The sequence below is a fragment of the Pseudomonas sp. NPDC087342 genome, from assembly GCF_044744265.1.
Taxonomy (GTDB): domain Bacteria; phylum Pseudomonadota; class Gammaproteobacteria; order Pseudomonadales; family Pseudomonadaceae; genus Aquipseudomonas; species Aquipseudomonas nunensis.
On the sequence record NZ_JBIUXZ010000041.1, the window covers coordinates 1 to 22,030 of the forward strand.

At 58.8% G+C, this 22,030-nt stretch carries 22 protein-coding genes and 1 pseudogene; 14 read left to right on the forward strand and 9 right to left on the reverse strand.

Annotated elements, in window-relative coordinates; genetic code table 11:
• Positions 1-458 precede the first annotated feature (458 nt).
• Together ACIOYV_RS32625 and ACIOYV_RS32630 are read right to left on the reverse strand one after the other, a co-directional pair.
• Positions 459-761, reverse strand: coding sequence for a hypothetical protein (locus tag ACIOYV_RS32625; RefSeq protein ID WP_213941396.1), 303 nt, complete (start codon positions 759-761; stop codon positions 459-461).
• 103 nt (positions 762-864) lie between these two features.
• Positions 865-3,444 carry an EAL domain-containing protein gene (locus tag ACIOYV_RS32630; RefSeq protein WP_401330526.1) on the reverse strand — a complete coding sequence of 860 codons (2,580 nt, stop codon included), beginning with the start codon at positions 3,442-3,444 and terminating at the stop codon, positions 865-867.
• 257 nt (positions 3,445-3,701) lie between these two features.
• Here ACIOYV_RS32630 and ACIOYV_RS32635 point away from each other — a divergent pair, with 257 nt between their 5' ends.
• On the forward strand, positions 3,702-4,139 hold the full coding sequence (locus tag ACIOYV_RS32635; protein ID WP_401330529.1) for a phage infection protein: 438 nt from the start codon (positions 3,702-3,704) through the stop codon (positions 4,137-4,139).
• Positions 4,140-4,383: 244 nt separating this feature from the next.
• On the opposite strand, the gene punC is transcribed toward ACIOYV_RS32635, so the two are convergent.
• A complete protein-coding gene (gene punC / locus ACIOYV_RS32640; protein WP_401330532.1) occupies positions 4,384-5,583 on the reverse strand; it encodes a purine nucleoside transporter PunC in 1,200 nt (399 codons plus the stop codon).
• 123 nt (positions 5,584-5,706) lie between these two features.
• Between punC and punR the strand changes: the two genes are divergently transcribed.
• From punR to ACIOYV_RS32655, 3 genes are all read left to right on the forward strand, one after another.
• The gene (gene punR / locus ACIOYV_RS32645; protein ID WP_401330535.1) at positions 5,707-6,627 is read left to right on the forward strand and encodes a DNA-binding transcriptional activator PunR; all 921 of its coding nucleotides are present in this window, start codon (positions 5,707-5,709) and stop codon (positions 6,625-6,627) included.
• Between the two features lie 66 nt (positions 6,628-6,693).
• Positions 6,694-7,068, forward strand: a complete 375-nt coding sequence (locus tag ACIOYV_RS32650) for a hypothetical protein (protein WP_401330538.1) — start codon at positions 6,694-6,696, stop codon at positions 7,066-7,068.
• Positions 7,065-7,271: a helix-turn-helix transcriptional regulator gene (locus ACIOYV_RS32655; RefSeq protein ID WP_290028944.1), complete on the forward strand. Its 207-nt coding sequence runs from the start codon at positions 7,065-7,067 to the stop codon at positions 7,269-7,271. The genes ACIOYV_RS32650 and ACIOYV_RS32655 overlap by 4 nt, the downstream gene beginning before the upstream one ends.
• Before the next feature lie 21 nt (positions 7,272-7,292).
• Here the strand turns inward: ACIOYV_RS32655 and ACIOYV_RS32660 are convergent, their stop codons facing one another.
• Positions 7,293-8,807: an FAD-dependent oxidoreductase gene (locus ACIOYV_RS32660; protein WP_401330542.1), complete on the reverse strand. Its 1,515-nt coding sequence runs from the start codon at positions 8,805-8,807 to the stop codon at positions 7,293-7,295.
• 50 nt (positions 8,808-8,857) lie between these two features.
• Between ACIOYV_RS32660 and ACIOYV_RS32665 the strand changes: the two genes are divergently transcribed.
• Positions 8,858-9,355, forward strand: coding sequence for a MarR family winged helix-turn-helix transcriptional regulator (locus ACIOYV_RS32665; protein WP_290028940.1), 498 nt, complete (start codon positions 8,858-8,860; stop codon positions 9,353-9,355).
• A 47-nt stretch (positions 9,356-9,402) separates the two neighbouring features.
• Here the strand turns inward: ACIOYV_RS32665 and ACIOYV_RS32670 are convergent, their stop codons facing one another.
• Complete coding sequence (locus tag ACIOYV_RS32670; protein ID WP_163909573.1) at positions 9,403-9,723, reverse strand: multidrug efflux SMR transporter; 321 nt, start codon at positions 9,721-9,723, stop codon at positions 9,403-9,405.
• 68 nt (positions 9,724-9,791) lie between these two features.
• Positions 9,792-10,247 carry a carboxymuconolactone decarboxylase family protein gene (locus ACIOYV_RS32675; protein ID WP_401330546.1) on the reverse strand — a complete coding sequence of 152 codons (456 nt, stop codon included), beginning with the start codon at positions 10,245-10,247 and terminating at the stop codon, positions 9,792-9,794.
• Positions 10,248-10,447: 200 nt separating this feature from the next.
• On the opposite strand from ACIOYV_RS32675, the gene ACIOYV_RS32680 reads away from it, so the two are divergent.
• The 3 genes from ACIOYV_RS32680 (at position 10,448) to ACIOYV_RS32690 (ending at position 13,160) form a co-directional block, all read left to right on the forward strand.
• Complete coding sequence (locus ACIOYV_RS32680) at positions 10,448-11,062, forward strand: FMN-dependent NADH-azoreductase (RefSeq protein WP_265044837.1); 615 nt, start codon at positions 10,448-10,450, stop codon at positions 11,060-11,062.
• A complete protein-coding gene (locus ACIOYV_RS32685) occupies positions 11,059-12,468 on the forward strand; it encodes a PLP-dependent aminotransferase family protein (RefSeq protein WP_401330550.1) in 1,410 nt (469 codons plus the stop codon). The genes ACIOYV_RS32680 and ACIOYV_RS32685 overlap by 4 nt, the downstream gene beginning before the upstream one ends.
• Before the next feature lie 98 nt (positions 12,469-12,566).
• Positions 12,567-13,160, forward strand: coding sequence for a TIGR00730 family Rossman fold protein (locus ACIOYV_RS32690; protein ID WP_401330553.1), 594 nt, complete (start codon positions 12,567-12,569; stop codon positions 13,158-13,160).
• A 111-nt stretch (positions 13,161-13,271) separates the two neighbouring features.
• Here ACIOYV_RS32690 and ACIOYV_RS32695 read toward each other — a convergent pair whose 3' ends face one another.
• The 3 genes from ACIOYV_RS32695 to ACIOYV_RS32705 form a co-directional block, all read right to left on the reverse strand.
• Positions 13,272-13,811: an ester cyclase gene (locus ACIOYV_RS32695; RefSeq protein ID WP_401330556.1), complete on the reverse strand. Its 540-nt coding sequence runs from the start codon at positions 13,809-13,811 to the stop codon at positions 13,272-13,274.
• A gap of 34 nt (positions 13,812-13,845) precedes the next feature.
• A complete protein-coding gene (locus ACIOYV_RS32700; RefSeq protein ID WP_401330559.1) occupies positions 13,846-14,874 on the reverse strand; it encodes a polysaccharide deacetylase family protein in 1,029 nt (342 codons plus the stop codon).
• 131 nt (positions 14,875-15,005) lie between these two features.
• Entirely contained in the window at positions 15,006-15,932 is a 927-nt protein-coding gene (locus tag ACIOYV_RS32705) for a LysR family transcriptional regulator (RefSeq protein ID WP_054054963.1), read from the reverse strand.
• 132 nt (positions 15,933-16,064) lie between these two features.
• Here ACIOYV_RS32705 and ACIOYV_RS32710 point away from each other — a divergent pair, with 132 nt between their 5' ends.
• The 6 genes and pseudogenes from ACIOYV_RS32710 to ACIOYV_RS32735 form a co-directional block, all read left to right on the forward strand.
• On the forward strand, positions 16,065-16,469 hold the full coding sequence (locus ACIOYV_RS32710) for a RidA family protein (protein WP_163909565.1): 405 nt from the start codon (positions 16,065-16,067) through the stop codon (positions 16,467-16,469).
• Positions 16,470-16,800: 331 nt separating this feature from the next.
• Positions 16,801-18,177 carry a cystathionine beta-synthase gene (locus ACIOYV_RS32715; RefSeq protein ID WP_054054968.1) on the forward strand — a complete coding sequence of 459 codons (1,377 nt, stop codon included), beginning with the start codon at positions 16,801-16,803 and terminating at the stop codon, positions 18,175-18,177.
• The gene (locus ACIOYV_RS32720; protein WP_054054970.1) at positions 18,174-19,352 is read left to right on the forward strand and encodes a cystathionine gamma-synthase; all 1,179 of its coding nucleotides are present in this window, start codon (positions 18,174-18,176) and stop codon (positions 19,350-19,352) included. The genes ACIOYV_RS32715 and ACIOYV_RS32720 overlap by 4 nt, the downstream gene beginning before the upstream one ends.
• 157 nt (positions 19,353-19,509) lie before the next feature.
• On the forward strand, positions 19,510-20,643 hold the full coding sequence (locus ACIOYV_RS32725) for an aminotransferase class V-fold PLP-dependent enzyme (RefSeq protein WP_401330564.1): 1,134 nt from the start codon (positions 19,510-19,512) through the stop codon (positions 20,641-20,643).
• 469 nt (positions 20,644-21,112) lie between these two features.
• Complete coding sequence (locus tag ACIOYV_RS32730; RefSeq protein WP_401330567.1) at positions 21,113-21,658, forward strand: GNAT family N-acetyltransferase; 546 nt, start codon at positions 21,113-21,115, stop codon at positions 21,656-21,658.
• A gap of 123 nt (positions 21,659-21,781) precedes the next feature.
• A pseudogene (locus ACIOYV_RS32735) lies at positions 21,782-22,030 on the forward strand (AraC family transcriptional regulator); the annotation flags it as partial.

The following is a 22,030-nucleotide window of genomic DNA, read 5'->3' on the forward strand; positions in this document are numbered from 1 at the left end:
GCTGCTACAGGGAACGTGTTTTGTTTGGGATTTTCAGAGTTCCGTTACTGATCTGTCTCAATCGCTGAAGGCTGTTCCGGCCGACTGATCCAAAATCGCGCCGCATAAATGAATGGTTTCATCGCGATACGTGCCTTAAACCCAACCTGTAGCAGCTGGCGTAGCCTGCGTTCGGCTGCGAAGCAGTCGTAAAACCTGAGTGCACGGTTTCCCTGAAACACCGCGCTGGCTTACTTCGCGACTGCTTCGCAGCCGAACGCAGGCTTCGCCAGCTGCTACAGGGAACGTGTTTTGTTTGGGATTTTCAGAGTTCCGTTACTGATCTGTCTCAATCGCTGAAGGCTGTTCCGGCCGACTGATCCAAAACCGCACCGCATGAATGAATGAATGGTTTCATCGCGGGACTCAACAAAAAGCCCGGTCTGATAAGCCGGGCTTTTTTGTACCTGAAATCAGGCTTAGTGCGCATTCAACAGCATGAAGATACCCATCACTACCCACAGTACCGAGATGTACTGCATCGGCACAAAAAACAGCGTGTGTTTCTTGCGAAAGACGACTTCGCCGCCGGTGTCTCTATCGATGTAGATCTTGCCCGGCTGGTTGTTCATCCGGTGGCCAACGTAGGCGTTGACGGCCGCGCCGACCAGTAGGCCGACACCCAGCCCGAGCCCATTGCCGAGCCCGGCGAAAGGTATGACGCAGAGTAGCGGGATAACAACTGCCAGAAGGCCCCATCCTTGCCAAATAACAAAAAACATAACGCTTCCCTGGTTAATTTTTGAGGCGCGCAATCTAACAAAAAAACCGTTGAAGCGGTAACATTTTGAAATCAATTAGCCATCAGCTTCCTGCTGAGTCGATTCAAACGATGCTTTTCGCTCCCGCATGTTCGACCAAGGCGTTGAAAGCCTCAATCTCCAGCGGCCGGCTCAAGTAGTAGCCTTGACCTTCATCGCAGGACACTGCTTTCAGCAATCGCAGATGCTCCGCCGTTTCGATGCCCTCTGCCGTCACGGTGAGCGATAACGCACGCCCCAACCCGACGATGGCCTGGACGATCGCCTTGTCATCTTCGCTTTCAACCAGTCGGCTCAAAAAGCTGCGGTCGATTTTCAGGCCGTCGAAAGGGAATTCGCGCAGGTAACTCAGTGACGAATATCCCGTGCCGAAGTCGTCCATGGATATCCGCACGCCGAGGCGCTTGAGCGTTCGCATCACCTCCAGTGCGCCGGCGGCATCTTCAAGCATGACGCTTTCGGTGATCTCCAGTTCTACCCGGGCGGGGTCGATGCCCGAGTCGTGCAGGGTTTGCTGAATGCGCTCGATCAGGTTGCCTTGCCTGAATTCGATCGGTGAAAGGTTGATGGAGACAAACAAATTGTTCGGCCACTGGGCGGCGCAGTTGCAGGCGGTATTGATGACCCAGTTGCTCAACGCGAGGATCAGCCCGGACTCTTCGGCAATCGGAATAAACGTGTCGGGCGGAATTAACCCGCGTACGGGGTGCTGCCAGCGTACCAACGCTTCGGCACCGACCATCTGACCGTCGGCGATTCGATAGCGAGGCTGGAAATGCAGGCGCAGTTCACCGTGTTTGATCGCATAGCGCAGGTCGCTTTCCAGGCGACGCCGCTCAATGATTCTGGCGTTCATGTCCCCCGCGTAAAAGCGCCAGGTATTACGGCCTCCGGCCTTGGCTTCGTACAACGCAATGTCCGCGTAGCGAAGCAGCTCGGCCGCCTCAAAAGCGTCCGTTGGCGCCATCGCGATGCCGATACTGGCGCTGACGAATACTTCTTGCTCGCCAATTTCGATAGGCCGCTCAATCGACTCGATCAGGCGGCGACAGAGCGCCTCGACCTCGTCCTGGGTGCTGACATCCGTGAGGATCAGGACAAATTCATCTCCCCCGACACGGGCAACAAGGTCCCCATCGCGCACGCAGTCGGCCAGGCGGTTCGATACCTGGTTAAGGACCAAATCACCGGCGGCGTGCCCGAGCAAATCATTGACTGGTTTGAACCGATCCAGGTCCAGGCTGAGCATGATCAGCGGTTGCTCCGCCGTCGGCAGTGCCTTGAGTTTGCCGTCCAGAAACTCCTGAAGACGTGTCCTGTTGGGGAGCCCGGTCAAGGCGTCGTGCTGCGAGAGGAATTCGATCCGGCGACGGGCTTCAACTTCCTCTGTGACATCGGTCGCGGTCCCGCGGAATCCGTCCCCGGTCATTTCTCTAGCTGAAAGACGGGTGATTCGCTCCTGACCTTTGCTGTCGATATAGCGACACTGGACGCTGATGTCGGGGCGGCGCTTCGGGATGCTGAGCCACTGCGACAACGTGCCGGATTCGAGATGCAACAGATCATCGATCACGGCTCCGGTCCAGGCGTCTCTGGAAAGTCCTGTAACGACTTCAAATCGCTCAGACAAGAAGGTCAAACGCCAGTCGGCATCGATCTCCCAGACCCAGTCCGAGCTGGCTTCAACCACGTCGCGAAAACGCGCTTCGCTGGTCGCGAGCGCGTCCTGGCTGCGTTGCTGCGATATGTAGCTGGCATCGAGTGCCTGCGCCGCGGCGGTCGCACGACGCAAAATGAACCAGGTCATCAGGCACACCAACAGCGCAGCGATGCCGATCAATGGCAGCCCTACCCCCAATAAACGCAGGCCGGGCTTTGATGAACTCCAGCGCAGGCCGCCAGCCGTGCCGTCATCGCCCAATGCAAGGAATGACGTGGTGCCCGTTTCGTCAGGCGTGGCGGCGTGCAGGCGATCGACCCCGAAATCGTCGCCGATCAGGGCCAGCTTGGTGCTGTTCAACATATCCACGAAAATCAACACCGACGGCGGCTTCTCATCAGGCACTACGCTTGGGTCAGTTCCCGGGGTAATGGCGGCGGCCGCGATGAGGGTGGGTATGCCTTTCACATTGATAAAGGTGGTTGTGGGCGTTTCTGTCTCGGCGCCGGCACGTGCTTTATCGAGAATCCCGGCCAGGGAGGACTGCTCCAGCCACTCGGCGGCGTCAACGGGCTTGAGCTCACCCTTGATCACGGAGTAAACGGTGCGATTGGCGTCGTCGACGACAAACACCCCCTGGAAGCCAAAATCCGTGTACAGCGTTGAACCCACGTTTTGCCGGGTGTAGGCCCAGTCAACGTCTATATCCGTGTGCAGATGCTTGTAGGCATCGCCCCAAAAGGCGTAGTCCTTGACGGTTGAGCGCAGGGATTTTTCCAGCGATTGCACGGCCTTCTTTGTGTAGAAAGCGCTTTCGACCTCTTCTGTACGGTCCAGATCATGCGCGAGATAAATCAGCGAACCGCTGGCCAGTAAAAACACGGCCGCCAACAGCCCCACGAATTTGAATAGAGAGGCACGTGCCAGCGACAGGCTCGATCGATTGGCGAGCGTTGAGACAATAGGGGCGAGATTGTTCGGCATAATTTCTCGCTGGTTGTGGATACAAGGCGTTTGCACATCAGGCTATCGGCTGTGATGACAGAATAGTGAATCATCTGACTTCTGCCTGGCGGCACCTTGAATTGCGGGTTCAGGGTGGAAAATCGCCAGTGCAAAGGCGCCCTCCTCAACCATTGCCAGCGTCGATAGTCACCATCACATCAATGAAGTTCTCTTAAAAAATCCGGGGCGTAACATCGCCTCCATACCAACCAATAACTCCCCCGGAGCACACCATCATGAAACGCCAAATCCTTCTCAGCATCGCTTTCTCGGTTTTCGCAGTTAACGCTTTTGCCGCGCCTTCTCGCACCATGATTGCTGAAGGCGGTTCGGATCGATTGATTGAAAGCCGAGTGGCTGAGGGTGGTTCGGATCGTTTGATCGAGAACCGCGTTGCTGAGGGTGGTTCGGATCGTCTGATCGAGAATCGCGTTGCTGAGGGTGGTTCGGATCGTCTGATTGAGAATCGCGTTGCTGAAGGTGGTTCTGATCGTCTGATCGAGAATCGTGTTGCTGAAGGTGGCTCGGATCGTCTGATCGAGAATCGCGTTGCTGAGGGTGGTTCTGATCGTCTGATCGAGAACCGCGTTGCTGAAGGTGGTTCGGATCGTCTGATCCAGAATCGTGTTGCTGAAGGTGGTTCCGACCGTCTGATCCAAAACCGCACCGCATAAATGAATGGTTTCATCGCGGTACTCAACAAAAAGCCCGGCCTGATCAGCCGGGCTTTTTCGTGCCTTAACCCAAACCTGTAGCAGCTGGCGAAGCCTGCGTTCGGCTGCGAAGCAGTCGTAAAACCTGAGTGCACGGTTTCCCTGAAGCACCGCGCTGGCTTACTTCGCGACTGCTTCGCAGCCGAACGCAGGCTTCGCCAGCTGCTACAGGGAACGTGTTTTGTTCGGGATTCTCAGAACTCCGTTACTGATCTGTCTCAACTTGCCCAAACCGTTCCACCTCTCCTCTCTTGCGCCCCTGCATCCAATACCCCAACACCGCCACCGGCACGGTCCCGAGCATCACCATCACTGCAGTCTGCAACGGCTGCTCGATCCAGGTAGACACCAGCAAACTCGCGCCAAAGCACGCCCCCAGTTGCAATGCGTTTTGCAGGGCCGCTGCCTTGCCGGAGTTTTCCGGGAATGGCATCAGCGCATTCGTAATGATGATCGGGAAACTGGCACCGTTGACCAATCCCATCAGGCAAAACGGGATCAGTAATGTGGTCAGGGTTGGCGTGGTCAACGTCGCCACCAGGTACAACGCGACCATGCTCAGGCAAAACGCGAGGATCAGCCACGGCAGCATCAGTTGGCCGCTGATCCGTTGCAGCAAGCTGCGGCAGCTAAAGCCGCCGATCAGGAATCCCAAGGTTGGAAGTGCGTAGCTCAGGCCGATGTCGCTGGGGCTGTAGCCCATGCCGCCGAGGATGAAGGGTGAGGCGGTGAGCCACGCGAAGAATGCGGCGGAGCAGGCAGCGTAGATCAGCACGTTGCCGCTGAAGGCCGGTGTCTTGAGGAGTTGTCCGAAACTGATGCGGGAACGTTCGCCGCTGGCTGTCAGGCGTTTCGGCGTGGCTTTGAGCAACGCCGTGGGCACCAGCAATGCGACGCTGATGCCGAGCAGTACAGCGAAAATCGCCTGCCAGCCCCAGTGATTGAGCAGCATCGCCCCCAGCAGTGGCGCGAGTGCGGGCGACAGGGACATCAGCGGAATGATCCCGGCGAACAAGCGATTGGCCTGGTGTGGCGGGTAGCGGTCGATCACCAGCGCTTGCCAACTGACCGCCGCCGAGCACACGCCGACAGCCTGGATAAAGCGCAGCGCCCAGAGTTGCACTTCGGTTTCGACCCGGAACATGCCGAGGCAGCCCAGTGCGAACAGGCTAAGGCCCATCAACAACACGGGTTTGCGACCGATACGGTCGGACAACGGGCCCCACAACAATTGTCCGACGGCAAACCCGGCGAGGAAGATGCTCAGGCTCGCGCCGACCGCGCCGGCCGACAAGTGCAGGTCGCCGCCAAGGACGCCGAACGCCGGGAGATACATGTCCATGCCCAGGTAGCCGAGCACGCTCAGCCCAATCAAATAACAGGTGAAACCAAACGAGTTTTTCATCAACGCCCTAACGGAATCTTCAAATCAAATAATTTGTTAGCAGCGTGCCATTATGGGTGGTGAGACTTTGCTGTGAAGCGATAATAATTGGACGTTCTTATCAATATTTTTGAAGGCAACTGAATGTGGTCTGAATATTCCCTCGATGTGGTGGATGCCGTGGCCCGGCATGGCAGTTTCAGTGCGGCGGCGCAAGAGCTGCACCGCGTGCCGTCGGCGGTCAGTTACACCGTGCGCCAACTGGAGCAATGGCTGGCGGTGCCGCTGTTTGTGCGGCGGCATCGCGATGTCGAGCTGACGCCGGCCGGCAAGCTGTTTATCGAGCAGGCTCGCGGGGTCATGAAAAGCATGCTCGACACCCGACGCCTGTGCCAGCAAGTGGCCAACGGCTGGAGTGGTCAGCTGAAAGTGGCGGTGGATGCCATCGTCAAACAGGAGCGCTGCCGGCAATTGGTGCTGGATTTTTATAAACAGTTTCCCGACGTGGAATTGCTGCTTGGCTACGAAGTGTTTAACGGCGTGTGGGACGCCCTCGCCGATGAACGCACCGACATTGTGATCGGCGCCACCAGTGCAGTGCCGGTGGCCAGTCACTACAGTTTCCGCGACATGGGCCTGTTGAACTGGTTGTGCGTGGTCAGCGCCGGGCATCCGTTGGCGGCAATGGACGGTCCGCTGGACGACGATCAACTGCGCCCCTACCCCGCGCTGTGCATGAACGACACCTCGCGCCACCTGCCGAAACGCGATACCTGGTCGCTGGATAATCAGCGACGATTGGTGGTGCCGAATTGGGCCTCGGCCCTGGATTGTTTGCGTGAAGGTTTGTGCGTGGGCATGGCGCCGGCGCACCTGGTGATCCCGCTGATCAAGCAACGCGAACTGGTCGCCCTGAACCTGCAACGCCCTTTCGCCGCCAGCCCGTCGTGCGTGGCGTGGAATCAAAACAAGCTTTCGCCGGCGATGACCTGGTTGCTGGATTATTTGGGCGATGCCGAGACGATGAATCAGGAATGGTTGAATGGCGAGATACCTTCGACGTAAAGCACCCTTTACATCGCGAAAAACTTCGACGAGTATGTAAAGCACCTTTTACATCAGGACGATGAAATGAAACGTTACTACTACGAAATGGCCGCCTCACTCACCCTCTACATGATCATGTTGGCCGGCTCGCTGACGCTGCTACAGCATCTGGAAAACGCCAGCACGGCCCTGCGGATTACCGTTACGTTGATGCCAATGCTGCCGGCAGCGTTAATGTGCTGGGCCATCGTGCGCAACCTTCGGCAGATGGATGAAATGCACTTGCGCATCCAGTTCGAGGCGCTTGGTTTTGCCTTTGCGGCGTCCGCGCTGCTGACCTTCAGTTACGGCTTTCTGGAGAATGTCGGGTTCCCCCATCTCAACTGGACCTTTGTGTGGCCGGTGATGGGTTTGATGTGGATCATCGGGCTTCAGGTCGCCAGACGTCGTTATCAATGAAAAACAAACTGAAAGAACTTCGCGCCGAACGTAAGTGGTCGCAAGTTGATCTGGCCGCGCTGTTGAATGTCTCGCGGCAAACAATCAACGCGATTGAAAATGGGCGTTATGACCCAAGCCTTCCGCTGGCGTTTCAAATTGCCCGTGCGTTTGAGTTGCCGATCGAGAGCATTTTTGATGATGGCTCTACGGGTCCGTCGTGAATGGCTCAGTCGGGATTCGCATCAGCCGCCGCAGTTGCTGGCGACACCGATCCCTACCTGCTTGAGATAGCCTTCCAGGGCGACTAAATCGTCAGTAGCAACGATCGCACCGACGTAGCCGTCAGGACGCACCAATACCCAATCGCCGATGGCGGGTTCATAAGCGCGATAAAAGTGCCCTTGATCATCCTGTATCTCGCCACGTGGGCCGAAGGTATGGATATGCAGTCCGGGGCGAGGCTGCACAGCCCCACGCGCTACTTCATAACCCAGTAATGTCCAGTGCGCGCCCTGAAACAGATTGAATAGCCGCAACGACTGGCCAGCGGCGCCGCGCAGCGCTGCATCCGGTGCGCGGTCGCCTGCGAACAAACGCCGAGTACGCTCGGGTTGCTCCATCGCAAGTGTCGATTGGGGATAGCCAATGTCGAGTTGATGCACCTCACGGCCACGACGCATATCGCCGCGCTTCAGGTCATCAAGGAGCTTTGTCGACAACCCAAGCACCGCCGCCGCAACGGGGCGCCGCTCCTCTTCATAGCTGTCGAGCAGTTTGTCAGGCGCGCCGTTGGCGACTGCGGCCAGCTTCCAGCCCAAATTGTAGGCGTCCTGCACGCTGGTGTTGAGACCTTGGCCACCCGTCGGCGGATGAATGTGCGCGGCATCCCCAATGAGGAAAACCTGACCAATCCGGTATCGATCCGCCAGCCGTGCATTCATCGTATAGGCCGATGCCCATGACACGGATTGGACCTGAATATCGTGGCGGCCGGTACGCTGAGCAATGAACGCCGTGAGCCCATCGGCTGAAAAATCCATGTCCGCATCGAGCGGGATAGGCGCCTGGATCTGAAACAGTTCGGTTCCGGCCAGGGGGCACAGCGCGATCTGCCGCCCCATATCGCCAGCGCCGAAGCGGTGCCAGAAATCGCGCGAAAGCCCTGCCAGCACAACATCTGCCACCAATGCACGCACACCGAGGGTTTTTCCTGGAAATCCGACATTCAGCGTATGGCGCACATCGCTACGGCCGCCATCGGCGCCAACCAGCCACCGCACGCGAAGCGCTTCTTCACCCGCCTTGCTGACCAGATGCGCTGTTACGCCATCCTGATCCTGCTCGAACCCCACCAACTCGCAACCAAATTCCGGCCGATGCCCCAGCTCAAGCAGACGCTCTCGCATCACGCTTTCGGTCAGAAATTGCGGCACCATCAGCGGTAACTGATAAGGCTCGGCCGTCGTCGGGTCGTTAAGCACCGTGACTTCAGAATCACTGCTAGTGCCGTCGTCACGATATAGGCGCTCAGTCGGATAGACTCCTCCAACGGCAACGATGCGGTTGAGAATCCCGAGATCCTCGAATATTTCCTGAGTTCTTGGCTGAATACCCTTGCCGCGCGAACCGTGGAACGGATGCTCCGCTTTCTCGACCAGCCGGAAGGAAATCCCCCGTCTCGCCAAGTCGATCGCCAAGGTGAGGCCGGCCGCACCCGCGCCGCAAATCAACACATCCACTGCGAATTGCTCTTTCATCTCAACCTCCTATATGTGCACTATGCACATATTCGGATGGAGAAAAAATAGTGTCAACAGAAAACGTGCAAACTACACATATAAATAGCCAACTCCGGGAACTGCATGGGGCGCTGCTGGAGATTGTCGGTGTGATGAACCGCCCTCAGCGCGACGAAGCGATGGTCCGGGAGGCTGGAATATCTCTCGACCGGGCACTGTTCCCGCTGCTGGTTCTGGTGGAGCGGCTGGGGCCGATTGGCGTTGTTGAACTAGCCGACCGCGTGGGGCGCGATTACACGACTGTCAGCCGTCAGGTAGCGAAACTGGAAACCCTCGGCTTGATCTTCCGCCAGGGAAGCGCAGTCGACCGCCGAGTTCGTGAGTCGGTTATCACCGAGAAAGGCAAAGCGATGACTGATCGTGTCGATGAAGCACGCGAAAGAATTGGACAGTCGATATTCGCCACTTGGGATGAGGGGGATTTCGACAACCTGGTACGGCTCATGCGCAAATTTGCCGACGACATCAAAGATGATTCGCTACAGGCTTCAAAGGAATCCCTCTGACAGCGGTGCATGGCCAAGAAGTTCGGGTTTTCCAATACGTCACTTGATCAATTCGCCGACACCAACTTCAACCCGATAACGCCGCCCAAGATCAGCGCGATACAAAGCACCCGCAACGGCGTGGTGGAGTCCCCCAATATCGCCATCCCGAGAATCGCCGTGCCCGCCGCGCCGATGCCGGTCCACACCGCGTAAGCCGTGCCCACCGGCAATGAACGCAGCGCCACGGAAAGTATGTAGACGCTCGACACACCGGTAGCGGCGGCGATGAGTCCGGGGGTCAATCGGGTGAAGCCTTCCGAGCCTTTCATCGCAAATGCGAAGGCGATTTCGAGGATGCCGGCGAGACCTAATAATAACCATGCCATGGTGACAACTCCTTTCGTTTAGCAAGTGAGAGGTGAGCGAGCGCCAACACGGCGCTCGCCTAAAGGGTTCAGGCTTTGTTGGCCGCCGCAGGGATCGAGCGGAACGCCACGCCGAAGCGGTTAAAGGCGTTCATCAAGCCGATGGCGTAAGTCAGGTCGGCCAGTTCCTTTTCGTTGAACTCGGCGGCGGTGGCTTGATAGTCCGCGTCCGGCACGCCGGTTTCAGCCACGTTCGTAACGGTTTCGGCCCAGGCCAAAGCGATGCGTTCGCGGGTGCTGAATACGGCACCGGCATCACGCCAGACCGGTACCAAAACCAGTTTTTCTACGCTGACGCCGAGCTTGATCAGGTCCCGCGAGTGCATGTCGATGCAGTAGGCGCAGCCGTTGATTTGCGAGACGCGCAGGTACACAAGGTCGATCAGTTCGTGGGGCAGACCGGATTTTTGCAGGGTGACGTAGACGCCGCCGAATGCCTTGTAACCGTCGGGCGAAGCGCTGGCGTAGTCGATGCGATTGGTCATGATGAATCCTCTGTTGGCTGATTTGAGGACTCCATCGTGGTGCGTCATGGACCAGCGGTGAAGGTCCATGATCTGCCTATTGTCATGGGCCATACTTATCCATTCATGGACCAGCCAGAAAGGCATTTCATGGATCTTTTGCCTGGGTCATGGGGTTCGTAGCATGGGTGCCTCTGTCGATTATCCGGAAGGTAAAAACCATGAATATCCTGCATGTCAGTTGCAGCCCTCGCGGGCAAGCGTCCGAGAGCTATCGGCTGTCGCAAAAAGTGATCGGGCATTTATTGCAGCGCGATCCGAACGCTGAATTGATCAATCGGGTGGTAGGCGCCGGCGGGATCGCGCATGTGGATGAGAACTACGCGATCTCCCAACAATCGCTCGAAGACGTCTCTCAAGAGGGTTCTTTTATTCAGTCCGAAACGCTGATCAACGAACTGGAAAGCGCCGATGTGCTGGTCATTAGCACGCCGATGCACAACTTCACTGTGCCCTCGGCATTGAAGGTGTGGATTGATCACGTCGCTCGGGTACGCCGGACGTTTAATGTCGGCGCACAAGGCAAAACCCCGATGCTGCGCGACCGTCCGGTGTTCGTGGCCATTGCTTCAGGCGGGCGATTTTCCGGGGAGCGTGCGCGTCAGCCGGACTTTTTGACGCCGTATCTCAAAGCCGTGCTAAACATGATCGGCCTGCATGATCTAAATTTCTTCACAGTCGAAGGCACCGCCCTGGGCCCGGATGCTGTCGCTGAGGCCCGCGCCTCGACTGATCAGGCGTTGCACACGTATTTCCACCATCACGAGGCGCAATGACAAATCCCGGCAAGCCTTTTTCGCCCCTGGACCCGGCGTCCAAAGAACCGATCTACCGGCAAATCTACTGGCGGTTCCGCAGCGCGATTTCCGATGGCGCGCTCACGCCGGGCGAGCGGATTCCGGCGGCCCGGGCATTGGCGAAAGAACTCGGCCTGGCCCGTGGCACCATCGATACCGCGTATTCCTTGCTGACCGCCGAAGGCTACATTCAGGCGCGCGGCCAGGCCGGGACGGTGGTGGCGCCAGGGATCAATGTGCGGGCGCCCTCTTCTGCCGCCGAGCGAACGGTCGAAAACACTTCGATCCGGCACAAGGCGCCGATCCTGCCGTTTCAAATGGCCTTACCGGCGCTGGACGCCTTTCCCAGGAAAATCTGGGCGCAGATTGGCGCCCGTTGCGTTCGCGCCACGCAGGTAACGGACATGGCCAACCCGTCGGTGTATGGCCTGGAATCGTTGCGCATCGCGATTGCCACTTACCTGCAAGTCGCTCGCGGCATTACCTGCGCGCCGTCCCAGGTGTTTATCACTTCGGGTTACCGCAACTCACTGACGCTGATCGCCCACACCTTGCTCAAACCCGGCGACCGCGTGTTGGTCGAAGACCCTGGCTACCTGCCGACCCGGCAATTGCTCGCGCATCTGCAGATTGAAACGGTGCCGGTGCCGGTCGATCAGGACGGCATGCAGGTCGCGCAAGCGGTGAACAACGCGATGGGCGCCCGTGCGGCAGTGGTCACGCCGGCGCATCAAAGTCCGCTGTGCGTGTCGCTGTCGTTGCCGCGCAGGTTGGAACTGCTGGAGTGGGCGAGCCGTGAGCAAGCCTGGATTGTCGAGGACGACTACGACGGCGAATACCGCTACGTCAGCCGCCCGTTGCCCGCGCTCAAGAGCCTGGATCGTGACGGTCGGGTGCTGTATGCCGGCACGTTCAGCAAAGTGCTGTTTCCCGGGATCCGCCTCTCGTATCTGGTGGTGCCGCCGGCGCAGGTCGAGCGCTTCGAGCACGTCGGTCAGACCTTCCTTGGCAACTGCCCGGAACTCACTCAGGCCATCGTCGCCACGTTTCTCACCGAGGGCCATTTCGCCCGGCATATCCAGCGCATGCGCAAACTCTACGGCGAACGCCGGGAGGCGACTGCGCGGGGGCTCAAGGCTGTTTTGGGCGAGCGGATTCGCATTGATGCGCAACCGGGTGGCATGCACTTGATCCTGCGGCTGACGGATCAACAATCTGATCGCGCGCTGGTCGAGCGCCTTCAGCAGGCAGGGATTTATGCCGAAGCGCTGAGTGATTTCAGCATTCGTGGCCAGACCGATTCGGCGCTGCTGCTCGGGTTCGCCAACATCGATTCCCAGGCCACCGCCGAACGCCTTGGCCAGCGCATTCTGGAATTGTTGTAACGGCCTCATGGCCTACTCGAACACTCGATTCTTGGCGCTTTTGCATCAGTCCAACACACCGCAGGATGAGGCGCTCAGCCCTCAAGCGGACACAATCGATGCCCTCTCCACTTCGCAGCATTGCGGTTTTCTCCGGTTCCAATTTTGGCTTCAACCCCGCCTATACCGAAGGTGCTCGTGCCTTGGGCCGGGAAATCGGCAGGCGCGGTTTGCAGCTGGTGTACGGCGGCACCGACCGGGGTTTGATGGGGATCGTGGCCGATGCTGTGCTGGCCGAGGGCGGCGAGGTGGTGGGCATCATCACCCGCTACCTGCACGACCTCGGTCATCTGCATGGTGGACTGACCCGGCATGAAATCACCCCGGACATGCGCAGCCGCAAGACCCGCATGAGTGAATGGGCGGACGCCTTCATTGCCTTGCCGGGTGGTTTGGGGACCTTTGAAGAATTGTTCGAAGTCGCGACATTGACCCAACTCGGCGAGCACAACAAAGGCGTCGCCTGCCTGAACATCGGCGACTTCTTCAACCCGGTGCGCAGCCTGCTTGAGCATGCGGTGAAGGAAGGCTTCATGAAGACCGAACACAGCGACATGCTGATCTTCAACACCGATCCGGCGGCGCTGATTGATGCGCTGGAGCAATGGCAAGCGCCCACCATCAACAAATGGATCGCCCCCCCACAGACCTAAAACCACCACCCCCCCTGTAGGAGCGAGGCTTGCCCGCGAAGGCATTGTGTCAGCCAACATCAAAGTCGACTGACACGCCGCCTTCGCGGGCAAGCCTCGCTCCTACAAGGGTTAGCGATACACGCCCAACTGCTTCATCAGCGTCAGGTTGTCTTCGATGTGCCAGTTCGCCGCAATTTTGCCGTTTTCAATCTGGTAGATATCGGTGGCGATGAAGTCCACGGTTTGCCCGGTGCCTTTGGTCTCGCCAAAGGTCCCGGTGAAATGCCCGCGAAAATGCAGGTGCACCACGACCCGGTCGCCGGCGATGATCATTTGCTCGACTTCACAACTCAGGTCCGGCACCGCACCACGAAACGCCCGGGATGCCAACAACGGCCCTTCCACCCCCTGTTTACGACCTTCGGATGGGGTCTTGTCGATAAAGTTGTCCGCCAATGCTTCCCGGGCAAACACTTCTTCGCCGGTATTCCAGAACGTGTCGTAACGGCGGGCGGCGGTTTCCATGAGGTTGAGTTGCGCGGCGGTCAGGCTCTTGTCGGTGATCAACAGTCCGGGTTTCACCAGCTCGGTGGCGTCGGCAGTGCCGGGCACTGTCACGGCGAACAAAATACCGGCGATGAGGGACGCAGATGCGATTGAAGGTGGCATCGTCAGGCTTCCTTTTTATGATGTCGGGCAAGACTCAGATCGTCTCGGTTTCCCGAATGCTGAGTGGGCTGTTGAGGGTGTATTCGGCGATGGCGTCTTTGCGCATGAAGGCGACACCCGGATGGCGTTTGGCGTAGCGCAGAAACTCGTCCCAGACCCGCACCATCTGCGGCGTGCCGCTTATCCGGTCATGCGCACTGACCGACATCATGCGCCGCCGGCTGCCGGCCTCTTCGTAGAGCTGATCGAACTCCAGTTTTATCTGCTCCAGGAATTGCCCCGGCGAGTAGTTGCGGCCCTCGATCAGCACGATGTCGTTGTTGCGCAGGGTGTACGGCACCACGACAAAATCCTTGCCGTTGACCTGTTCGATAAAGGGTTCATCGCGGCTGACATCATCGATGTGATAGACGTAACCCAACTCCTGCAGCAGCGACAAAGTATTAGGCCCGCGCCGCAGCCAGTTGCAGTTGTAGCCCTTGACGGGCTGGCCGGTGACCTCGGTCAGCATGCTCGCGGCCTGCTGTAGGAAGGCGCGTTCCTCGTCCCGGCTCATGGCAAATTGCGAACTCCAGTGCGGGCCGTGCCCCGAGGCTTCATGGCCACGGGCAACGATCTCTCTGGCCAGCGCCGGGTTGCGTTTCACCGCATCGCCGATCATGTGGCTGGTGACTTTGACGCCGTGGCGATCCCACAGGTCGAGCAGCCTCGGAACGCCTTCGCGGTAGCCATAGGCAAACCAGGTATTGGTGGCCGGATCCGAGGGCACACTGTCGGGGAAATTCACGCGAGGAAACGGGCTGTCGGTGTCTTTGAGCGGCTGCCCACCGGCTTCGAACTGCATGGAAATCGAAACCACCAACCGCGTATCGCCCGGCCAGAAACCACCCTTGGATTTGCTCGAAGTTGGCGTTGCCGCGCCGGTGCTTTGCGCGGCGGAAGCGTTGGCCGGACTGAGCAACGCGCCAGCGGCCAGTACGGCCGCCCCTGCACCGGCCTGGGCCAGAAAGGTCCGGCGTTGAGGATTTAGTGGGCTCGCAGATTCGGTGTTCGTGGGTTCCATGCTGTTGACCTCAAACATTAAGTGATGCGCCGAAGGGCATGGCGCAACGTTAGTGCTTAAGGATTATTTTGATAATCAGGCAAAAATCGAAAATCAATTTCGGAAATGCCGAAGAATGTTTTCAAGGGGCCTTATGCATCAGGTCGATCCGTGATCGGCGCATGCTGCGTCATCAGCTCCGCGACCCAATCGATAAATACCCGCAGCTTGCGGCTGATATGCCGGTTCGGCGGAAACGCTACATAAATCGGCATCGGATCAAGCCGCCAGCCACCGAACAGCCGCACTAAATCACCGCTCGCTTCATGGGCCTTGGACATGTAGTCGGGCATCCACAACACGCCGAGCCCGGCCAGGCCCGCCGCGAGATAAGCGTTGCCGTCATCGACTGCCAGCACGTAACGACCCTTGATCTCCACGCTCTCACTGTCGCTGCGCATGGCGTAGGGCAAGGCTCTGCCGGTGCGCGCCCAGAGGAATCCGACGATGCGATGCGCCGAATCTTCAAGCTCCCGTGGATGTAATGGCGTGCCGACGCGCGCCAAATAGCTCGGCGCCGCAAACACCCCGAGTTGCAGATCGCCGACTCGCCGCGCCATCAGCGACTGATCGGTGAGTTCGCCGCCGCGCACCACGCAATCGACGTTCTCGCCGATGATATCGACCATGCGATCGCTGACGCCCATGTCGATCTGGATGTCGGGATAGCGCGCATGAAACTCAGGCAGCGCCGGCACCAGAATCATGCTCGCCAACGGACTCGGCACATCCACCCGCAACCTTCCCCGAGGCTGCACCGACGCACCGGACAAACCGGTCTCGGCATCGTCCAGGTCCGCCAGCAGCCGCACCACCCGCTCGTAAAACACCGCGCCATCGGCAGTGACGTTGACCTTGCGCGTGGTGCGATTGAGCAACTTGACCCGCAACCGCGCCTCCAGTTGCTGCACCAGTTGCGTCACGCTGGTCTTGCTCATGTGCAACGTCTCGGCAGCCTTGGTGAAACTGCCCGCCTCCACGACTCGCGCAAAGGCCTGCATCGCATCAAAACGGTCCATTTTCGCCCCGGATTGTTTGGGTTTTACAAACAGTGATAGCTACGGTTGCTCGTTTATCGGGCGGGTGCAAGTCCTTACAGTCACTTCATCGTTAATGACGGGTCACTGTTGACCTGCCGATGGAGGCACTTTATGACTCAGCGTGATGTGGTTTTTCCGCCTGGACGCCAGGCACTTTACGAGCGCAATCGCTACTCGCCAGCGATCAAATCCAATGGTTTCCTGTTTGTTTCGGGGCAAGTCGGCAGCACCGAGGACGGTTCGCCCGAGCCGGTTCTGGAGGATCAGGTACGCCTCGCCTTCAACAACTTGAACGCGATCCTGCATGAGGCCGGTTGTACGTTTGACGACGTGATTGATGTGACGGTGTTTATCGTCAATCCGCAGGAGCGGTTTGAAAAAATCTGGAGCGTGGTGCCGGAGTTCTGGGGCAATGCGCCGCATCCAACTGTGACCGCTGTGGGCGTGACTTGGCTGTATGGTTTCCAGTTCGAAATCAAAGTCATCGCCAAACTGCCGGAAGCCACCACGAACTGACCTGCCCACCAGCGATCCCCTGTGGGAGCGAGCTTGCTCGCGAAGGCTGCTTAACATTCAACATAGAGGCTGACTGTTACACCGCTTTCGCGAGCAAGCCCGCTCCCACAGGGGTTATGCGCCATGGTTAAAACTGGTGAATCTGAAGCCGCTGCTCCGTTAAAGGACCAGCGGTTTTTTTCGTTATAGGGGAACAGCGTCGTACCGTTACCGAATGGCGACACCCGGTTGCGGATGGGGCCAACCCGGCCTATGGTCCAAGCGTGATTTGCCTGCGACTGGCGGGCGACATTTCGCCGCCGGTTGCTGCCCCCCCACAGGAGGTGACGCTATGCCGAATAACTCCCGCCCCGCCGTTCTCGAACTGATCGGCAATACCCCGCTGGTGCGCGTCAGCCGCTTCGACACCGGCCCGTGCACGCTGTTTCTCAAACTCGAATCGCAGAACCCCGGCGGTTCGATCAAGGACCGCATCGGCCTGGCGATGATCGACGCCGCCGAGCGCGACGGACGCCTGAAACCCGGCGGAACCATCGTCGAAGCCACCGCTGGTAACACCGGCCTGGGTCTGGCGCTGGTCGGCCGTGCCAAGGGTTATCGCGTGGTGTTGGTGGTGCCGGACAAGATGTCCACCGAGAAGGTCTTGCACCTGAAGGCCATGGGCGCCGAGGTGCACATCACCCGCTCCGATGTCGGCAAGGGCCATCCCGAGTATTACCAGGACGTAGCGGCGCGTTTGGCCAAGGAAATTCCCGACGCGTTCTTTGCCGATCAGTTCAACAACCCGGCCAACCCACTGGCCCACGAATGCAGCACCGCGCCGGAAATCTGGGCGCAAACCCAGCATGATCTGGACGCTATCGTCGTCGGCGTCGGTTCCGCCGGCACCCTGACCGGCCTGACCCGTTTCTTCAAGCGCGTACAGCCAAATCTGGAAATGGTCCTGGCCGACCCGGTCGGCTCGGTGATGGCCGAATACAGCCGCAGCGGCATCCTGGGCAAGCCCGGCTCGTGGGCGGTGGAAGGCATTGGTGAAGACTTCATTCCGTCGATCACCGACCTCTCCAGCGTGCGCCACGCCTATTCGATCGGTGATGAAGAAAGCTTCGATCATGCCCGCCAACTGCTGCGCGCCGAAGGCATTCTCGGTGGCTCGTCGACCGGCACCTTGCTGGCCGCAGCGCTGCGTTATTGCCGCGAACAAACCGAGCCGAAACGCGTGGTCACGTTCGTCTGCGACACCGGCACCCGCTACCTGTCGAAGGTCTACAACGACCAATGGATGAACGACCAGGGCCTGTTGCAGTACAAGCGCTACGGCGACCTGCGCGACCTGATCTCCCGGCGCTTCGAGGATGGCCGAGTGATCAGCGTCGGCCCGGATGACACGCTGCTCACCGCGTTCCAGCGCATGCGCCTGGCGGATGTGTCGCAACTGCCAGTGCTGGTGGACGGCAAGCAATTGGTCGGGGTGATCGACGAGTCGGATATTCTGTTCGGCATGCAAGAAGATGCCTCGCACTTTCGCTTGACCGTGGCCAGCGCAATGACCGACAAAGTGCAAACCCTGTCGCCCGGCGCCAGTCTGGCTGAACTGCAAGCCGAACTCGATCGCGGGCTGGTGGCGATTATCGCCGACGCCTCAGGCTTCCACGGCCTGATTACCCGCGTCGACCTGCTCAATCACTTACGGAGATCCCTTACATGAGTCAGCACGATGAAACCGGTGCGCCGCGCGCCTTCGCCACTCGGGTGATCCACGCCGGGCAGGTGCCGGACCCGTCCACCGGGGCGCTGATGCCGCCGATCTACGCCAACTCCACCTACCTGCAATCGAGCCCCGGCGTGCACAAAGGCCTCGACTACGGCCGCTCGCACAACCCGACGCGTTTCGCCCTGGAGCGTTGCGTCGCCGACCTCGAAGGCGGCACCCAAGCCTTCGCTTTTGCCTCCGGGCTGGCGGCGATTTCCACCGTGCTTGAGCTGCTCGACGCCGGCTCGCACATCGTCTCCGGCAACGACCTGTACGGCGGCACCTTCCGCCTGTTCGACAAAGTGCGCCAACGCAGCGCCGGGCACCGCTTCAGCTACGTCGACCTGACCGATCTTTCAGCCTTCGAAGCGTCGCTGCAGGACAACACGCGCATGGTCTGGGTCGAAACCCCAAGCAACCCGCTGCTGAGCCTCACCGACCTCAGCGCCATCGCCCGCCTCTGCCGTGACCGCGGGATCATCTGCGTCGCCGACAACACCTTCGCCAGCCCATGGATCCAGCGTCCGCTGGAACTCGGCTTCGACATCGTCGTGCACTCGACCACCAAATACCTCAACGGCCACTCCGACGTGATCGGCGGCATCGCCATCGTCGGGCAAAACCCGGAACTGGCCGAACGCCTGGGCTTCCTGCAAAACTCCGTCGGCGCGATCTCCGGCCCGTTCGACGCTTTCCTGACCCTGCGCGGCGTGAAAACCCTCGCCCTGCGCATGGAACGCCACTGCAGCAATGCGCTGGAACTGGCGCAATGGCTGGAACGCCAGCCGCAAGTGTCACGCGTCTACTACCCGGGCCTGCCCTCGCACCCGCAGCACGAACTGGCACGCCGCCAAATGCGCGGGTTTGGCGGGATGATTTCGGTTGACCTGAACACCGACCTGGCGGGCGCCAAACTCTTTCTTGAAAGCGTGAAAATCTTTGCGCTGGCTGAGAGTCTGGGTGGCGTGGAAAGCTTGATCGAGCACCCGGCGATCATGACTCACGCGAGCATTCCGGCGGAAACGCGGGCGCAGTTGGGGATTGGCGATGGCTTGGTGAGATTGTCGGTCGGGGTTGAGGATGTGGAGGATTTGAGGGCGGATCTGGCGCAGGCATTGGCGCGGATTTGAATCGAAGGCTGGACTGTAAGCATTGCCAAGTCCAGCAATCGACCTGATGAGGCCCGCCGCTCGATAGAAGTCGCCATTCAATCCCGAGCAATTTGTCATTTGCCAAGGCTTAGGGCAGGGTCGAAACCACTGAGATCCCTGCCAAAGGAGTTACCCCATGTCAAAGCTCTATCCCAGTATCGATCCCGAGGGGCTGGTCGAGTACTCAGTGGTCTATACCGACCGTTCGCTCAACCACATGTCGCAGTCGTTTCAGGACGTGATGAAGAACATTTCCAAGACCCTGAAACAGGTCTACAACGCCCAGGCTGTTGCGGTGGTCCCGGGCAGCGGCACATTCGGCATGGAAGCGGTGGCGCGACAGTTTGCCACCGACCAGCAATGCCTGGTGATACGCAACGGCTGGTTCAGTTATCGCTGGAGCCAGATCCTTGAGATGGGCAAGATCCCGGCGGCCACCACGGTGCTGAAAGCCCGACCGGTCGACACCGGTCGCCAGGCTGCCTACGCCCCCCCTCCCCTGGACGAAGTGCTGGCAGCCATTGCGGCGCAGAAGCCGCAGATTGTCTTCGCCCCCCACGTTGAAACCTCATCAGGGATTATCCTGCCCGACGAGTACCTGCGGGCCGTCGGCGACGCCGTGCATGCGGTGGGTGGCCTGTTCGTGCTGGACTGCATCGCCTCAGGCACGCTTTGGGTTGATATGCAGAAATGCGCAGTCGACCTGCTGATCAGCGCACCGCAGAAAGGCTGGAGCGCCTCCCCTTGCTGCGCGCTGGTGATGCTCAGTTCTTTGGCCCTCGAGCGCATCGAACAGACCCAAAGCAGCAGCTTCGCCTGCGACCTGAAAAAGTGGCTGCAGATCATGCAGGCCTACGAACAGGGCGGACATGCCTACCACGCGACCATGCCCAGCGATTCCCTCGCGCGATTTAACGAAGTGATGAAAGAGACACAAGCCTACGGTTTCGAAAAGGTCCGCGGCGAACAACAGGCTCTGGGCGATCAGGTGCGCGCAATGTTGACCGGCAAAGGCATCAAAAGCGTGGCCGCAGCCGGCTTCCAGGCCCCTGGCGTGGTGGTGAGCTACACCGATGACGCCGACATCAAGAGCGGCAAGAAATTTGCCAACCACGGCCTACAGATCGCCGCCGGAGTGCCGTTGCAATGCGACGAACCGGCCGACTTCCAGACCTTCCGCATCGGCCTGTTCGGACTTGAAAAGCTGCGTAATATCGAGCGTACGGTCAGCATCCTTGAGCAGGCATTGGACGAGGTGATGGGTAATTAAGGCCGATTCGTGCCTGCAGCAGGTAGCGAGGTTGTGAATTTCAGGAAGGCATTCGGCGCTGGGCACTGCAGGCCCATGTCGCTGATCTATGGCGAGTTTGATGCTGGTCGGCCGGACGTGTTGTTAAAACCATAAGGGAAAGCCCGTGGACGTGTGTTACTGACATGGGCGTCCTTTTGCGCTATCAGAAAAGGTCTCCAATGAAGCCTTTCACGGGGTGGAGGATTGGTGGCTGGATGACTTGGATCGACCCGAGGCTGATGTTTGCCCAGGTTTGCTTTCGGCCAATAGCTGCCTTCCAGGAAGAGCAACTAACGATCCAAAACCGCACAGCCAGCTGTTACTCGGAAAATAAATCCCCCCCTTTTCTACAGCGATGGCTCCATCATTACCCGTCACATTGGATCTTTCTTTATCAAACTGCCGCTCTAGACTGGCTCCAACCCCTAGGCCAATCGGAAAGAAACCCATGTCCGTCCCCTACTTCGACTGCCAACCCGATCTGTGCGGAAGCACCCTGAGGCTTAAACCTTTGGCAGACAGTGATTTTGAAGGTATGTTTCAGGCAGCGGCTGATCCAGACATCTGGGGTAGCCATCCCGCTAAGGATCGGTATAAACGCGAAGTTTTCGAGGCGTACTTCGCCTCTCTACTCGCCACGAAGAAGGCGCTCGCTGTCATTGATATTGCCTCGGGGGATATCGTTGGCACATCAAGCTACTACACACCGCCGGATCTACCGAACAGCATTGCCATCGGTTTTACATTTCTGGTGCGTGCGAAGTGGGGTGGCAATTCCAACCGCGAACTTAAGCAGTTGATGCTGGAGCATGCATTCACGGCTTACGACATCGTCTATTTCCACATAGCGACTACGAACATTCGTTCGCAAACGGCCACGATGAAGTTGGGTGCGGTGCACTTGTATGACGCCGAACTGAAAATATCCGCCGCGCCTGCCTTGGCGAAGTGTTATGGACTTACACACGCTCAATGGAAGACGTCGCAGGGGTGAAAGGGGCGGTCACTCATCTATGGATACTCCAACCCAAAACCAGCGTTGAGCAAACCCGGCTAGGCATGCTCCCGTCGCTATAGTCGACTCTATTGCCGACCGTACTTCCAGGAGCTTGCCCCAGTGTCTGACACGCCGATCAACGCCGCTTACACAAAGCGCTTCAACGCCGTACTCGCCTACATTGATGAGAATCTCGAAGGTGATCTGTCGGTGAAGACGTTGAGTCATGTGGCGAATTTTTCGACGTTTCACTTCCATCGCATATTCACCGCGTTCGTCGGCGTGCCGGTTTTTAGTTATGTGCAACTGATTCGGCTACGACGCGCCGCAAATCGCTTGGCCGCCGTTGCGGATTACTCGGTACTGGAG